14 protein-coding genes are annotated in these 15,231 nt (G+C 60.3%); 5 read left to right on the forward strand and 9 right to left on the reverse strand.

The window, feature by feature from the left end:
- Positions 1-86: 86 nt before the first annotated feature.
- The 3 genes from SH292x_RS11525 (at position 87) to SH292x_RS11535 (ending at position 3,981) form a co-directional block, all read left to right on the forward strand.
- The gene (locus SH292x_RS11525) at positions 87-2,039 is read left to right on the forward strand and encodes a PSD1 and planctomycete cytochrome C domain-containing protein (protein WP_442485763.1); all 1,953 of its coding nucleotides are present in this window, start codon (positions 87-89) and stop codon (positions 2,037-2,039) included.
- A gap of 15 nt (positions 2,040-2,054) precedes the next feature.
- Entirely contained in the window at positions 2,055-3,509 is a 1,455-nt protein-coding gene (locus SH292x_RS11530; protein ID WP_442485764.1) for a DUF1501 domain-containing protein, read from the forward strand.
- 109 nt (positions 3,510-3,618) lie between these two features.
- Entirely contained in the window at positions 3,619-3,981 is a 363-nt protein-coding gene (locus SH292x_RS11535; RefSeq protein WP_442485765.1) for an STAS domain-containing protein, read from the forward strand.
- Between the two features lie 68 nt (positions 3,982-4,049).
- Here SH292x_RS11535 and SH292x_RS11540 read toward each other — a convergent pair whose 3' ends face one another.
- On the reverse strand, positions 4,050-5,567 hold the full coding sequence (locus SH292x_RS11540; protein WP_442485766.1) for a sialate O-acetylesterase: 1,518 nt from the start codon (positions 5,565-5,567) through the stop codon (positions 4,050-4,052).
- 302 nt (positions 5,568-5,869) lie between these two features.
- Here SH292x_RS11540 and SH292x_RS11545 point away from each other — a divergent pair, with 302 nt between their 5' ends.
- Positions 5,870-6,574: an arsenate reductase/protein-tyrosine-phosphatase family protein gene (locus SH292x_RS11545; protein WP_442485767.1), complete on the forward strand. Its 705-nt coding sequence runs from the start codon at positions 5,870-5,872 to the stop codon at positions 6,572-6,574.
- A gap of 6 nt (positions 6,575-6,580) precedes the next feature.
- On the opposite strand, the gene SH292x_RS11550 is transcribed toward SH292x_RS11545, so the two are convergent.
- The 8 genes from SH292x_RS11550 to SH292x_RS11585 all read right to left on the reverse strand — a co-directional run bounded on the left by SH292x_RS11550 (position 6,581) and on the right by SH292x_RS11585 (position 14,106).
- Entirely contained in the window at positions 6,581-7,018 is a 438-nt protein-coding gene (locus SH292x_RS11550) for a TadE/TadG family type IV pilus assembly protein (RefSeq protein ID WP_442485768.1), read from the reverse strand.
- A 54-nt stretch (positions 7,019-7,072) separates the two neighbouring features.
- Positions 7,073-8,251: a pilus assembly protein TadG-related protein gene (locus SH292x_RS11555; protein ID WP_442485769.1), complete on the reverse strand. Its 1,179-nt coding sequence runs from the start codon at positions 8,249-8,251 to the stop codon at positions 7,073-7,075.
- Between the two features lie 46 nt (positions 8,252-8,297).
- Complete coding sequence (locus SH292x_RS11560; RefSeq protein ID WP_442485770.1) at positions 8,298-8,942, reverse strand: hypothetical protein; 645 nt, start codon at positions 8,940-8,942, stop codon at positions 8,298-8,300.
- Positions 8,943-9,158: 216 nt separating this feature from the next.
- Positions 9,159-9,683 carry a hypothetical protein gene (locus SH292x_RS11565; protein ID WP_442485771.1) on the reverse strand — a complete coding sequence of 175 codons (525 nt, stop codon included), beginning with the start codon at positions 9,681-9,683 and terminating at the stop codon, positions 9,159-9,161.
- Positions 9,684-9,818: 135 nt separating this feature from the next.
- Positions 9,819-11,294, reverse strand: a complete 1,476-nt coding sequence (locus SH292x_RS11570) for a DASS family sodium-coupled anion symporter (RefSeq protein ID WP_442485772.1) — start codon at positions 11,292-11,294, stop codon at positions 9,819-9,821.
- 113 nt (positions 11,295-11,407) lie between these two features.
- Positions 11,408-12,679, reverse strand: a complete 1,272-nt coding sequence (locus tag SH292x_RS11575) for a lactate racemase domain-containing protein (protein WP_442485773.1) — start codon at positions 12,677-12,679, stop codon at positions 11,408-11,410.
- Positions 12,676-13,794 carry a glycine oxidase ThiO gene (gene thiO / locus SH292x_RS11580; RefSeq protein ID WP_442485774.1) on the reverse strand — a complete coding sequence of 373 codons (1,119 nt, stop codon included), beginning with the start codon at positions 13,792-13,794 and terminating at the stop codon, positions 12,676-12,678. The genes SH292x_RS11575 and thiO overlap by 4 nt, the downstream gene beginning before the upstream one ends.
- A gap of 84 nt (positions 13,795-13,878) precedes the next feature.
- Positions 13,879-14,106 carry a glutaredoxin family protein gene (locus SH292x_RS11585; protein WP_442485775.1) on the reverse strand — a complete coding sequence of 76 codons (228 nt, stop codon included), beginning with the start codon at positions 14,104-14,106 and terminating at the stop codon, positions 13,879-13,881.
- 322 nt (positions 14,107-14,428) lie between these two features.
- Between SH292x_RS11585 and SH292x_RS11590 the strand changes: the two genes are divergently transcribed.
- Entirely contained in the window at positions 14,429-15,139 is a 711-nt protein-coding gene (locus tag SH292x_RS11590) for a hypothetical protein (RefSeq protein WP_442485776.1), read from the forward strand.
- Positions 15,140-15,231 lie beyond the last annotated feature (92 nt).

The following is a 15,231-nucleotide window of genomic DNA, read 5'->3' on the forward strand; positions in this document are numbered from 1 at the left end:
GGCCCCTTTCGTTCGGCTCATTAGCGTTCGTCGGATAGAATAAAGGACCCTCGTATGTCCCTTGCGCGAGGGCTTTGAATACGTACATGACAACAGGCATCATGGAATTGAACGATCATCGTCGAAACTTGCTCGTCCTGGGCATGACGTGGGCGCTTTTGAGCTGCCCCCGGTCAACAGCGGAGGAACCCACGGCGAAAGTGGACTTCGCGCACCAGATTGTCCCGGTCCTGAAGCAGCACTGCGCGGAGTGTCATAGTGGCACGCGGGCCGAGGGGGGCTTCTCGATCAACAATCGCGGTCTGCTGCTCGAAGCGGGCGTCGTGACCGAGGGGGACAGCGACGACTCCTACCTGATGGAGTTGATCACCACAGACGACGAAGACATCCAAATGCCACCGCCCGGCAAGCCGCGTGTGGCGGCGGAGCAAGTATCGCTTGTTCGTAGTTGGATCGACGAGCGGTTGCCGTGGGAGCCGGGGTTCACGTTCGCCGAGAATTCGTACGAGCCACCGCTGCTACCCCGTCGGCCGGAACTACCGCCGGTCGTTGCGGGGAGGGCCAATCCAGTGGATCGAATCATCGATGCACATCTCGAAGAGACGGGGGTCCCGCGACCTGCGCCACTGGGCGACGCGGCGTTTTATCGCCGGGTATCTCTCGACCTAGTAGGATTGTTGCCCTCGGCAGAAGAGGTCGAAGCGTTCGTCGCCGACACGTCGCCCAACAAACGCGAGCAGTTGGTCGATCGACTGCTCGAAGATCGCGTGGCTTATGCCCAGCACTGGATGAGCTTTTGGAACGACCTACTCCGGAACGAGTACGACGGCACTGGCTACGTGGACGGCGGTCGCCGGCCAATTGGTGCTTGGCTGTACCGATCGCTGATGGAGAACAAGCCGTACGACCAATTCGTCCGCGAGTTGATCGATCCCACCGATGAGTCGCGTGGGTTTATTAACGGCATCAAATGGCGTGGTTCGGTGAACGCGAGTCAGACGAACGAGATTCAGTTCGCCCAGAACGTGCCGCAGGTATTCCTCGGAATCAACCTGAAGTGCGCATCGTGCCACGACAGTTTCATCGATCGCTGGACGCTGGAAGAAACCTACGCATTGGCGGCCGTTTACTCGGACCATCCGCTAGAGATTCACCGCTGCGACAAACCGATTGGCAAGCAGGCCTCGGCGGCGTGGTTGTTTCCTGAGATCGGCGAAGTCGACGCCAACTTACCGAGGGACGAACGGCTGGAGCAACTTTCGAAGCTAATGACGCACAAAGACAATGGCCGTTTCACGCGGACCATGGTCAATCGTCTGTGGTGCCAACTCATGGGACGTGGCATCGTTCACCCCACCGATTCGATGCAGACCGAGCCCTGGAACGAAGATCTTCTCGACTGGTTGGCGGTTGACTTGGTAGACAATGGCTACGATCTCAAGTCCACACTCCGCACCATCGCGACCAGCGAGGCGTATCAGTCGCAAGCGTCGAAGGACGACGAGCAACCGCAGGGTAACGAGTTCGCTTATCACGGCCCCATCGCCAAGCGAATGACCGCCGAGCAATTCGTCGACGCGGTGTGGCAGCTCACAGGCACCGGACCAACGAAACCGCACGACAAGGCGAACGAGTTCCTCACGAAACATGACGGCGAGCAGCGGGCGCCGAACGAACGTTACCGTTCGGTGTTGGTGGCGAGCGATCTGTTGATGCGTTCGCTTGGCCGTCCGAATCGCGAACAGGTGGTGACATCGCGGCCTCCGCTGTTGACGACGCTTCAGGCACTCGATTTGTCGAACAGCCCCACGCTGGTCACGACACTCCACGAAGGCGCGACGCAACTTGCGACGAAGTGGGAAGACAAGAGCGACGTGGAGGTGGTCGAGACCATTTATGTCGATGCACTTTCACGCAAGCCAACGGACAAGGAGCGGACCATCGCCGTGTCGATCCTCGAAGGTCGCCCGCGGGCCGAAGGACTCGAGGACTTGTTGTGGGCGGTGACGATGTTGCCTGAGTTCCAAATCATCCGGTAGTCGAGGCAGTGGATCATGGAAAAGTCGATGTACAACTCGCTTCCTGCCGTCCCACGTTCGCGTCGTGAGTTCCTGCAAGCGCTCGCTGCTGCCGGTACCGCCACACTGATGATGGGCGAGCCACGGCTGGCGAACGCCAACGTCCAGGTGATTGCGCCTCCGGCGAAGGCCGATAGCTGCATCCTGCTGTGGATGGCCGGCGGCATGGCGGGGCCGGAGACGTTCGACCCCAAACGCTACCAGCCGTTCGAGATTGGTTTGCCGGTCGAGAAGGTCATGAGCACCTTTCCGACGATCGACACTTCGGTGGATGGGCTGAAGATTTGCCAGGGCCTGGAGAACGTTGCGCAGGTGATGGACCGCGCAACCCTGATGAGGTCGGTGGTCTTGCCGGACCTCGGCGACATTTTGCATTCGCGTCATCAGTACCACTGGCACACAGGTTATGTTCCACCACAAACAGTCGCCGCGCCGCACATCGGGGCGTGGATCGCGCGGATGCTCGGCCCGCGCAACCCCGTCATACCGCCGTTCATCAATATCGGGCAGCGGCTCGAAGGATTTGGCGAAGCGGAGGAAGTGAAAGCCTTCACCACGGGCGGATTCTTTGGCTCGGAGTTCGGTCCGTTCAATCTTCCCTACCCCGAGGACGCAACGCTCGCCGTTCGTCCCCCCAAGGGGATGTCCGCTGGGCGGTTTACGAATCGTTACAAGCAATTCAAGGAGCTTGTCGCCGCGAGCCCGCAAGCCGAGTACGCGAGCGACTATCAGCAGGAGTCGATGATTCGTTCGATCGACTCCGCGTATCGGCTGTTGAACTCGGAGCACAAATCGGCGTTCGACTTATCGCTCGCACCACGCAGAGAGTTTGAGCAGTACGACACGGGGCGATTTGGTCGCGGGTGTTTGCTCGCGCGCCGGCTCGTAGAGGCGGGGGCTCGGTTCGTCGAAGTGACCACCGAGTATATTCCGTTCTACCACTGGGACACGCACGAAAACGGGCACACCACCGCCAAGCGGATGAAGGAAGAAGTCGACCGTCCGATCGCGCAGTTGATCATCGACCTGGAGAATCGCGGTTTGCTCGACCGCACGCTCGTGATCGTGGCGAGCGAGTTCAGCCGCGACATGATCATGGAAGGCAAGCCGGGAAGCACGGCGAAGGACCAGTCGCGGGCGGCCGCTGATGTACTAGGGGAGATGAAACACTATGGCCTGCACCGCCATTTTACCGGAGCCAGTTCGGTGGTGATGTTCGGCGGCGGCGTGAAAAAAGGCTTCGTGTACGGCGAAACGGCCGACGAACGCCCTTGCATCGTCACAAAGAATCCCGTGTCGCTAACGGATCTGCACGCTACGATCATGACGGCGATGGGGATCAGCCCCAAGACGATGTTCGAGATCGAGCGGCGGCCGTTTTACGTCACCGAGGATGGCAAAGGCCAGTCGGTAAACGATATTTTCGCCTAACGCACCGGTTTTGGAGCGTTTCGTTTGGCAACGGCTCATGCGGCTGCTATAACCGCAGTCGCAGCTCTATGTGCGGAGTGCCTGTTCCGGTCGCCGAAAGAAACCACCCATGTCCATCCAGTCGTACGCCAAAGACGGCATCCTCACCATCCAGTTCATCGATCCTCGGATCCTCGACGAAGCGCTCCTTGAAAAGGTCACACGCGAAGTGATGGCCGAACTCGACAAGTCGACCGAGGAGAAGGTGATCCTCGACTTCACGCCGGTGCAGTTCATGTCGTCGTCCATGCTTGGCAAGCTGGTGATGATCAACAAGAAGTGCAAAGAGTTTAAAGTCAAGCTGAAGCTCAGCGGCATCTCGCCCGACATTCGCGAGGTGTTCAAGATCTCGCGACTCGATAAGGTGCTTGACATCGAGAAGGATGAACCATCGGCCCGCAAGGCATTTCTGAAGCGTGGGCTGTTCGGTTAATGCCTAGCGCATAAAAAGACCGCGCGGCCACCATCGGATGGACGCGCGGTGGTAGTCGCTTCAGCACTCTAGCGTTTGCCAGTCGTCACGCCGGGCCAGTCGTCGGTGCGGAATGGCGTCAGCGGCAGGCCGGAATCGGAGAACAGGTTGCACACAGGGTTGTCGGCCCATGCGTAGCGAACCGCTACGGGGTTCGGCACTTCGGGGCTGGAGACGGCGATTTGACGATCTCCTACGAGTTTGGCGTCGGCCCACACCCACTTCTTATCTTCGCCAGCGATCGCAAAGCCGGTGATCTTGTTGGCAGTGTCAAACGCGTAGAGCCGATCGCAGTCGCCGACGGTGATGATGATCTCGTTGCCCTTCACCTCCGACGATTTGTAGCGTGGGCTGGTGTGAGCGACTTGGATGCCGTACTCATTGGCGAGGGCGTGACGAGCTAAGCGGTCGCCGACCGTATGTTTGTCACGCGGGTGAATGTCGCGACCTTCGCCACGGTCGATGATCACGGCTTCCCCCGAGTTTGGCAGGCGATCCAGCGACATGGTCTGGGCCTCGCGGAGTTCGGCCCATGCGCTTTCGCCGGGATTGGGCTGCTCGTCCATGAAGTCGGCGAGCTGAACCCAGTAAAACGGAAAATCGCCCTGCCCCCAAGCTTCGCGCCAGGTCTCGACCATCAGCGGGAACATGTCGCGGTACTGCTCGGCACGACCGGCGTTCGATTCGCCTTGGTACCAGATCGCCCCGCGAACGGCGTACGGCATGATGGGCATGACCATCGAATTGTAGAGATTCGCTGGGCGACTCTGCGTGAGCAGATGATGCCCAGGCCGTGGCCAACCGGGAATCGCTTCGCCCGCGGCGACCGCGGCTTGCATCCGCTGTTTCCATTCGGCATGAACCTTGGCGAACTCGGCGCGGAGCGCTGGTTCGTCGGCCTTGGCGGCCTCGTTCTCCCAGTGCTTGAGTGTCGCGGCGTAAAGTTCGTTGTCGGCCATCTTTTCCAGTGGAATCCATGCCTCGCAAGCCGAGCCACCCCACGCGTTGTCGATCAAGCCAACGGGTGCGCGGGTCGCTTGTTGAATCCGATTGCCGAAGTGATACCCAACGGCCGAGAAGTTGCGGAGCGTTTCGGGCGTGCAGAGTTCCCACGCGCCATCAAAGTCGTCGAGCGGCTTTTGCTCGCCGGCCATCGCGACGGTTAAGAAGCGAATGTTGGGATTGCCTTTGCCGAGGACTTCGAGATCGCCATCGCTCGACGCGGCGATGGGCCATTCCATGTTGGACTGGCCCGAGCAAATCCAGACTTCGCCGACGAGCACGTCGGTAACCTCGAGGCGCTCGCTACCCGATTCGACGACCAGCGAGCGAGGCTCGCCGATCGAGAGCGGGTCGAGCGTTACGCGCCACTTGCCGTTTTCGTCGGCCTTCGCCTTCTTGGTTTGGCCATCGAAGACGACCGCCACTTCGTCGCCCGCGTCCGCCCAGCCCCACACGGGGACCGGCATGTCGCGCTGTAGCACCATGTGATTGGTAAACACCGAGGGAAGGCGGAGTTCGGCCTGGGCTGCGCTGCACAGAGCCATCAAAACTACGCCCGTCCACCAGAATGATTGCCGCCTGATCATCGCACACACCTCACGGTTGTCGGTACACAAGTTGGGAAAACACGCACAGCGTCGTTAGGAGTTGAGCTGAACGTCAGCCGACGAATATAAGGGGGGCACGAGCGCCGCACAATAAACGTTGCGCAATTGGAACATTTGACGATGAATTAGTGGAGTGGATTAGGCCACGCCTGGCGGTTGAGCGGCGTGCCGCAAAGTGGCTATACTTGCTAGAACCTTTGAAAAATCACGCCCACTACAAGTTCCTGGAAAGCGTTTGCATGTACCAGATTGCGTTGGCCATGGTCGTCGGCCTAATTTGCACCACCGCCTTCGGGGCGGGAATGCCACAATTTGAGACGGCGATGGAGCCGAGCATTCAGGCGATGGCCGCTGCCGTGGACGATTTGCCGAAGGAACGCCGCGAACTGCTCGACCAAGCGGCCGGATACTTGTCGCAGCAGTTGTATCGGGGGAAGTCCGCCAACGTTGTTTTCATATGCACGAGCAACTCACGCCGCAGCCAGCTCGCTCAGGCGTGGGCGCAAGTGGCGGCAGAGTACTACGGGTTGGGGCGGGTGCATACTTTCTCCGGCGGAACCGAAGCCACTGCGTGCAACGCGCGGACGATCGCGGCGCTGCAGCGTGCGGGGATGGAAGTGATTGAAACTTCGCCCGGAGACAACCCTGGCTACCGAGTTCGTTACGCAGCGAATCGCGAGCCGATAGAGCTCTACTCTAAAGTCTTCACCGACGCGGCGAATCCGCAGCGGGAGTTCGCGGCGATGATGTGCTGTTCGAACGCCGATGAAGTGTGCCCCGTCTTGGAGGGTGCCGGCGTCCGAGTGGCACTCGACTACAACGATCCTAAACAGTCAGACGACACGCCCGACGAGCAGGCGACCTACGATGCTCGTTCGCGCGAGATTGGTGGCGAGATGTTCTACCTGTTCGCAAAGGTCGCGCGGAATTTGGGTGCCAAGTAGCCGGCGCTATTCGAACCCTTCTTTGCGCATGGTCGATTCCGCTTCGAGATCCCCCGTCATGAACCAGGGCGAGGGGACCCACGTGACATCGGCGTAGGGGACCGAGACGGTCACCGTGATCTCATCTCCGGCTTTGGCCGTCGCGGGACTGGGCGAGATCTCGATGTTGATGCCCGCGACGGATGCGCCTTCGGCGTACTCGGTTACCATTTCTTCGACCTTCGCAGTCGTGCTGTGCAGTCCGATGGCCTCGCGGGCACCAACGCGAGAGGCGTTGGTGAGGATCTGCTGCACCATGAGCCCGCGTCCCAGCTCGATGAATCCAATGACGAGCAGGAAGAACACGGGAGCGACAATTGCAAACTCCACCGCAGCGACGCCGCGTTGGCTACTACATTGATTCCTGCTGCGAGGAACCAGTGATTGGCGACGAGGGACTAACATGATGAATTCGCTCGGTGGAGGTGGTTTACAAACCCGCGCTACGCGCGCCGGCCATTAATCGATCAGGATGACCGGCGAGAAGACATAGTTACTCTTACCGACGGTCGTCGCCGGAATCACGCCCCGCCCAACGGCCGGTGCCATTTGGATGGTGACGTGTTTCTTGTTCATCGGACCGGTCAACTTGACGTCCACGATGCGGATGCCCTGCCAAGCAACGATGGTGTAGATCGCGTTGTTGCCTGGCCCATGAACTGCCTCGAAGATCGGAATGATGCGGGGGTCGCCGATGATCGAGGCGAGTTCGTCCTTCACTCCGGCGCTAATGCCTGTGTCGCCATTGAGGAACAGTTTGCCACACTGGTCGAACTCCAGCTTGCCACCATGGTAGGCCAAGTCGGCGGCCGATATGCCGTAGACGATCTGCCGAGCGATGTCAGCGGTGCTGTTGTTGTTGCTGCCGATGTCGACCATGCCACGGTTGCCGGGCGAGCCATTGCCGATGGGGTAGAGATTGACTTCCAGCTCGCCATCGGGGCCCGAAGATACCTGACCGTTCTCCTTGTAGTAGGTAAAGTTATCGGTACCCACGGTGCCGGCTTTCCATGCCATCCAGGTGTCGTAGTCGAGCGTGATGGGGAGCAAGTCGAGCCAGCTACCATCCGACGGTGTTTCGAAACCCTTCACATCGCGAGCCAAGGCAGCGGTGGCCTCGGCGTAAACCGACTGACTGTCGTGGCCGAAGATGCGGGCGAAGAACAGGGGTAGCTCGCCGTTCAACGTTTCGTCGCGACGAACTTTTACGCGGACCGCGTTGTAGCGATCGATGCTCGTGGTGTCGAACACCGCGGCGGGGTTCGAAAAGTCGTTGATGTAGCCGAACACCATGTCGCCACTTGGGGAGTTCGACGTGTTGAGCGCGACCTTTGGCTCCACGGTGCCGACCCGATTAGCGGACGAGTACTGATTGCCGGCGGTACGCCCATAGGCGACGGCGTTGACGGCGGTTTCGCCATCATTCAGCTTGGCAGCGAACTCCCAGGCAGCAGCCAGCGCGGCGGCGTCGGCGGTGCGCTGAATCTCTTCCTTCGAGGAAAGGACATAGCCGATGTCGACGGCGAACGCCACCATTCCAAGAAGCACCACGCAGAGGATCGCCGCGAGGATGGTAATGGCACCGCGTCGCGATTGTCTCGCAGTTCGGGGCCCGCAATGGATCACGGAAAGGTTCATAGCCCATTCTCCTTAGGGAGAGTCAGCGGGAGGGGGGAGTGCTCGCTCAAGGATCAATGTCGGCGTCGATGTCGATCGGCGCGACGAGCTGGTTGGTGACACCATCGCTCGTACGCCACACGAGTTTCGTGAGCACGAGCGACGAAACGCGATTGCCGGCGAAGGTGATGCCTGATTCTTCAATCGACACCGCCGGTCGGTAGTCATTTAGGCGGTCCATCCGCTGTCCGGTCCACATGACCAGACCATCGCCGTGGCCGAAATTGCCCCACGACTGCGACGTCCCGTTGTCGACGTCAAACACCACGCGGCCATCTTGGATGCTCAGTTTCTGCACCCAGCGGACCGTTTCGTTGTCGTACGACAAGATGTTAATGCGGTTGGAGTTGGTGGTGTCGAGTAGCGAGTCGCCGTACCAACTCTGCATCTGAAGGCCACCGGGCACGAAGTCGGGAAACGTCGAGTGATTCAGCAAGAACACAAAGTGCAGGCCATCCATATTGCCGGTGGGCGACATGACGAGCGATACCTGCGGCGCGCAACGTTCGACTTCCGGACCACCGACGGTAAGTTCCCAGTGCTCTTCGATGTACACAACATCTTCTGCTGCGTAGGTACCCGAAGAGAACAAGAACGCCGCACCGAGCAGCGCACAACGAGTTGGCGTGAGGGGACGAATGGGCACAAACATGGACCGGCCTCCTGTGGACGGGGCGGGGCCATCGCAGGCATGCGGGGCTGCGGTGACGGGAAAAGGTGGGACGTGAGGAGGGATGGAGCGGCGTGAAGCGTGAAGTTCAAACTCGTCTACTTCAATCACTCGCTCCAATTTGAAATCTAAGTCAGGTAGCGTCCGAAGGTGGTGGAAATACTTTAACAAAATCAAAATTGCGCATTGCCGACGCGGCTACACGCCCGCAGTTTCGGTTTCATCGCACTCGACGAACTCGCTTTCTAACCCGTGTTGGGGGGTAGGTGCGTAACCGAACGGAATGACATTGCTCGCTTCGCTCTCCTGTTCTTTGAACCGGGCGATCAGCATGTTGTACGACTCGGCGAGCTCGTGCCAGTTGTCGCCATCGCGAAACTGAATGGGAACGAGCGGACCACCCTCAGCAGCCTCGCGGAGAGTTCGCTTGAAGCGGACCAGTGGGCCGGCGAAGCGATGCGTCACTCGGACCATGTTCCAAAGCATCACCGGTAGCACGAGCAGCGATGCCACGAGCCCCACCAGAACCATCGGCAGGATCGTGGACATGAACGACTCGGGACCGACAAAGCCTTTGATGCCCGGCGTGACGAAGATCCATCCGAGCACCGTCAATCCACCCGCCGTTACGAGGCTCATCGCCCAACAGTCGACCACCATCTTCACCAAGCGGCCTTGGACTTCGCGATCAACAAAGTGGCGACGACGGAGACGCTTGCTCATGCGAGACCTCGGGGGATAGCGGGTGCGGCCCGCAGGCACGAAGCGGCCTGCTAACGGAAACATAGCTCACGAGCGTCTTGACCGGAACGACGTTCGGATTCCCCCAGCCATGTTGTGCCGAATGTGCCGCCGGCGCTACCACCAGCCGAGCCACTTCCACCACAAAAGCCCGCCGCCAAGCCACACCACCATATGGAACAGCGACACACAAAGCCCCACCCAAAACCAACGGGTGACCGAGACGTAGCCAAGGTTGAAATAGATCACCACGGGGCCAGTGGAGTAGTTGGTGATCGAGCCGCTGAGGTTCGAGAAGTAGGCGATCAGCGCAATCATCACCAGCGGCGGAGCACCCGCCGCCGCGGCGACGGTAAAGAACACGCCTGCGAACGCCAAGATATGCCCGGTGAGCATGCTGAAGGCGTACATCGAGTAGTAATAAACGAGCGCGAGGACAATGGCCGCCGCGATGCCGGTGGTCTCGCCGAGTCCGTTCTGCACTTGCGCGGCAAACCAGTCGACGAACTTGGTGGTCCGCAGTGCATCGGCCATTGACACCAATCCGCCCAGCCACAGCAGCGCGTCCCACGCGCCCGCGTTGCCGGTGACTTTCTCGTAGGGCAACACGCCGAGCACTACCAGCGTGATCACGCCGCCAAGAGCGACTAGGGCCGTCGGCAGTTTCAATTCCCAGTAACTTTCTTGCAGAGGTCCCGTAGCCCAGATGATCAGCATCGCCACGAAGACGCAGGCCATCACGATCTGCTGCGAAGTCCATGGCCCCATCGCGGCGAGATCCTTCCGGACGACATCGCGGGCTTCGCACGAATTGGTCAGCTGCGGTCGCGCGAGCCCGTACAGCAGGAGCGGCAAGAGTGCCAGGCTCAACAAGCCCGGGACAATGCTTCCCTTGAGCCACATCGCCCAGCCGAAGTCGACGTTCAGAAAGTCTCGCGCTGCCGCCGACACCAACGGGTTGGCCGCCATGCCGGTGAGGAACATGGCCGCGGTGATGAGATTCGCGTGCGCCCCGCACAGCACCAGGAACTCCCCTGCCCTCTTCGGCTGGTCGTGCGGATGCGAGCCCAGCACGTTGCTGATCGAGTTGACGATGGGCATCATCAACCCGCCACCTCGAGCGGTGTTCGACGGAATAAACGGCGCCAGGACGAGTTCCGCCGCGGCGATGGCATAGCCAAGCCCCAACGTCGTCCGGCCGAGGGCCGAGATCATCATCAGTGCTAAGCGTTTGCCGAGCTCGGAGTGAATCATCGCCCCCGAGAGAAAAAACGCCGCGACCACCAGCCACACCGTATCGTCGGCGAAGCCGGAGAGGGCGGCTCTGAAGGATTCTTTCAGGGGGTCCTTCGCGGCCTGCACGCTTTCCCCGTCAACCAACGTTCCGGTCACCCCGAGGACCAGCAAACCAATCAGCACGCACGCCCCCATTGGCAGGGGACGCAGCAGGAAACTGACAATGGTCGCCGCGAACACGGCGAAGACATGCCACCCCTCGATCGAAAGCCCCGTGGGTGGCGGCGAAAACCAGAGCGCCACGCCCACGACGACGCAAATCCAGAACCGAATCAGATTGCGAGGCTCGTTCGACATAGTACCTCCATACTCCGTATGGAGAGCGTTGAGAAGTTGAAAAGCGGAGGCGACGAGCGTGTGCCGCCATTTTGTCGGACGAGACGTAGCTCGTCGGCTAGGGAGGTACTAAGTTAAGGCACCCGGTCCTTACTCGCCCACAGCCCGAGCGCGGGTTTGGGGATAAAGTAAACCTCTTCGCCCTCTACCATGTTAACGCCGGGGGTGAGCTTCTCGGGGTTGTACTTCGAGAGCATCAGTCCCAGATCGGCGTAGCCATAACCCACCGCCTCGATCTCGGGGCGGGTGAGCTTGCCGGGGCAGTAAGTGACTCGGAAGCGGTTTTCGGGCGAGCCGTGAATCAGGTGGGCGGCGGCGCTCAGGTTTTGCCGCAAGTCTTCATTGGCCTCGACGGCTGCCATGACTTCGGGAGTCGTGCGATAGCCATACTTATAAATCAGTCGGTCGATCTCGCGGTCTTCCCCGAACATCTCGACGCCTGGCGCGAGAACGATCAACTCTCCCTCGTCCGCAATGGCCATGCGGGTGCGGTAGATCGCTTTGTTGCCGAGCCAGGTGCTATGGAACTTCGCCTCGTCGAGCCACACGACGAACTTCATGGGTGGCGTATCGAGTACGGTGAAGTTCACTTGCACCGATAGCTCCGATGCTCGGAGAAAACATTCGACGTCATCGCCGATGTACATGCCCCGAATCGCGAGCCCACCGCCCGGCTTCGCCCCCACCACGGTCTGGACGTAGAGCAGCGGCCAATCGGCGCAAAACGTGTCCTGGGCGTAGTTTAGGATGCGACGGAGCGGAGTGTCCGCCACGCCCATCATCCGCTCCATGCCGTAGGCGGCACCGATGAAGTGGCTCTCGTTGATCCCCTGCTTACCGCCGGTGCCGACGAAGATGTTCTTGTTGTAGTTCGCCATGCCGATCACTTCGTGAGGCACGACCTGCCCAATGGAAAGAATGAGATCGTGCTGGCGGGCAGCGATCATCTTATTCACTTCCACCGGCCAGGGCTTATCGTAAATGCCTTCGGTGACTTCGCTTACGTACTCCCCAGGCACGCGCCCGATTTCGGTCACATCGGTACGCCAGCGATGCGGGCGGAAGAGGTGCTTGGGGACTGTCGGGAACATGCTGTCGAGCTGGGCATCGCTCATCGGGTCGTGCGTTCCGAGCGCGGGAAGCACATCCACGAGCCGATCGCCCAAGAGTTCATGCGCCAAACACGTAAGCATGCCGGCTTGGCTATCGAGCCGTGTGTAATCGGGGGGAATCGCCAACACCCGGCGTCGATCACCGAGCTGGGCAAAGACATCGGCGAGCGCCTTGCGGCAATCTTCGGGCGTGAGTTCGGTATCGGGGCTGCCCGCAGCGTAGAAGAGTGTCATCGGTCGAGTCGGAACGGAGAAAGGTCCAACGGCGGAGCTTCTCCCATCATCAAATCGACGAGTGCCACCGCCGTGCCGCTGGCTAGCTGCAACCCAGCTCGGTAATGCCCCGCGGCCACGTAGGCATTATGCACCCCGGGCACCGGTCCGATATAGGGCAAACCATCGCCACTCGCTGGTCGAAGGCCCGACCAACGCTCCAACACCGGCTCATCGGCGAGTGCGGGCAACAAATCGCGGGCGAATTGCTCCAACTCGGACATCGCCTCGGGAGTATTCCGTTTTTCGAAACCAACGTCTTCAACCGTTGATCCGACGATCAGCCGCCCATCGCGGCGCGATACCAAGTAGCGATCGCCGCGATGCACGATGCCTCGCAAAAGCGGCTCGGTGCGAGGACCGAACGACAGCATTTGGCCGCGAATTGGCCTGATTTTTAAGGGTATTTCGGCGGTGTGGCCCAGCATCTCACTCCACGAGCCTGCGGCCAGCACGATTCGATTGGCCTTCACCGTGCCTGCCGAAGTTTCTACCGCGGCAATTGCACTGCCTTGTCGCACCAGTTGTTCCACTTCCGCCGGATGCGCAATCGAGACGCCACGAAGCCCGCAACCGGCGACGAGTGCTTCGACGTGTCGACGGTTGTTGATCTGGGCCTCACCCGGCACGTAATAGCAACTCTTCGCTGCATCAAATCGGAGCTGCGGCTCGATCTCGGTGATCGAATGGGGCTTAGTGATACTTATATATAGGGCGCGCCAGCGATCGAACTTCGCAGCGAGGCGCTCGGCATGTTCTGGAGAGGCCACCAGGTGCAGCGCGCCGACCGTGGCGAGCTCATTATCGATGCCCGTCGTTGCGCGAAGTTCAGTGGACCACTCGGGATTCAACTTGCCGGCGAGCGCTGCCAATTGTTCCAGCGCCGGGTGATCCTCGTACCACGAACCCGGTGGCAAGATGCCCGCGCCGGCCCATGAAGCCTCGAGGCCAGGTGGTTGCCGATCGACCACCACCACCGAGTTGCCACGCCGAGCAAGCTCATAAGCGATCGACAAACCAACAACGCCCGCGCCAATGACGAGCGTTTCGCACTGAGTGGGCAAATCGGTGGACAACTCTAGTTCACAATCGGTGCAGTTAGATTTGGACGAAGCGTTTCGGTGCCCGCGGTGCCAACCAACGCAGGTGAGAGGCGCGTGTTAATCGCGATTGGCGAGCAATCGTTCGAGGAGCGCGGGTTCGATGCGACCGCGAAACCGAACCTTGCCATCAATGACCACCACGGGCACGCACTTGTTGTAGCTAGCCAACAACTCGGGCTTGGTGTCGATGTCGGTAATCTCGGGATCGAGGCCGTACGAGCGCAAAATGTCGAGCGCATCGTCACAAAGATGACAACCGTTACGCGTGTAAAGCTCGACCTGCATGGAAAACTCGGTGGCTGGGACACCCCACGCCTGGGGGGTGTCTGGGCGGTGCGGACGGGACGACCGGCAGGTTGTCCAGCTCGTAAGCCCCGTCTGGGGGCAGACTTGGGAAATCCGTTTGCCGGGCCCTTGGGGGCCAGCCTACGATGGAACAGGGGGCCAGAACAGCCCCCTGAGCCCCTGGGCGAGCCGAACGCTCGCCTACCGACTTGTAAACCTCTGACCCAGTGGTCGAGGCCGCTAGAAAGGACGCCCGCGGAGAAGCCCAGCAAGTTGGTGCATACGAGAGATTGCAACGAGACGCACCGATTCGGAGGCCACCATGTCCCGCCGTCGTTCCCAAGTCGCAAAGACGCAAGTTCGTTTTGTCAAACGACATAACACTACGTGCGCTGTTCGGGACGCAAAGCGCAACCATCCGCAGTCGCGGCGTACGAACGTGGGTCACCTGTCGCTCCGCGAGCCGTTCTCGCCACCCGAAGACTGGCACGAGCCCCATGGCGAAGGGGGCGACTACCGCGTGGTCGTCCAGCAACCTGGCAGTGGTTATCGCCACGTAGTGACCCCCGACGAAGTCCGCGACCGCCTCGCCGCTCTGCCCGCCGAGTTCCTTACCGAGCTTGAGGTCGTGCAGCTGAGCCGCATTACCCGCAAGAAGCAAAGCTTCCCCTGCTACGGCATGCAGTGGGGCAGCACTTTGTACCTCTATCCGCTGGAAGATTCGCTGGTCGAGACGTTCATGACGCCTCCCCCGGCCACGTTCTTCAACGAAGCGAAGATGTACGGTGGCGAGTGGCGACAGGACAAAACCACTTGGACCCTGCACTGGACCCAAGAGGCCATTCGCGATTTCTACCTCAACAACATCCTGATCCACGAGCTGGGCCACTTGCTCGACGAACGCAACTCCAGCTACGTCGATCGCGAGCGGTACGCCGAATGGTTTGCCGTGCGGTATGGCTATCGTGCCTCGGGTGGCGACCAAGCTCGCCGGCCAAATCGTCAGGTGCGCCGTCGTCATCACGCGAAGTAGTCAATTTGCGGCGGGCGGAACCCTTACGGTAGAATGGGCGTCTAAGAGTGCGTGTTCATCGTCACGCGCCCATAACGCCGCGTACTTCCGCC

This window comes from Aeoliella fuhlenseeensis, from assembly GCF_052161615.1.
In the GTDB taxonomy this organism is placed as follows: Bacteria; Planctomycetota; Planctomycetia; order Pirellulales; family Lacipirellulaceae; genus Aeoliella.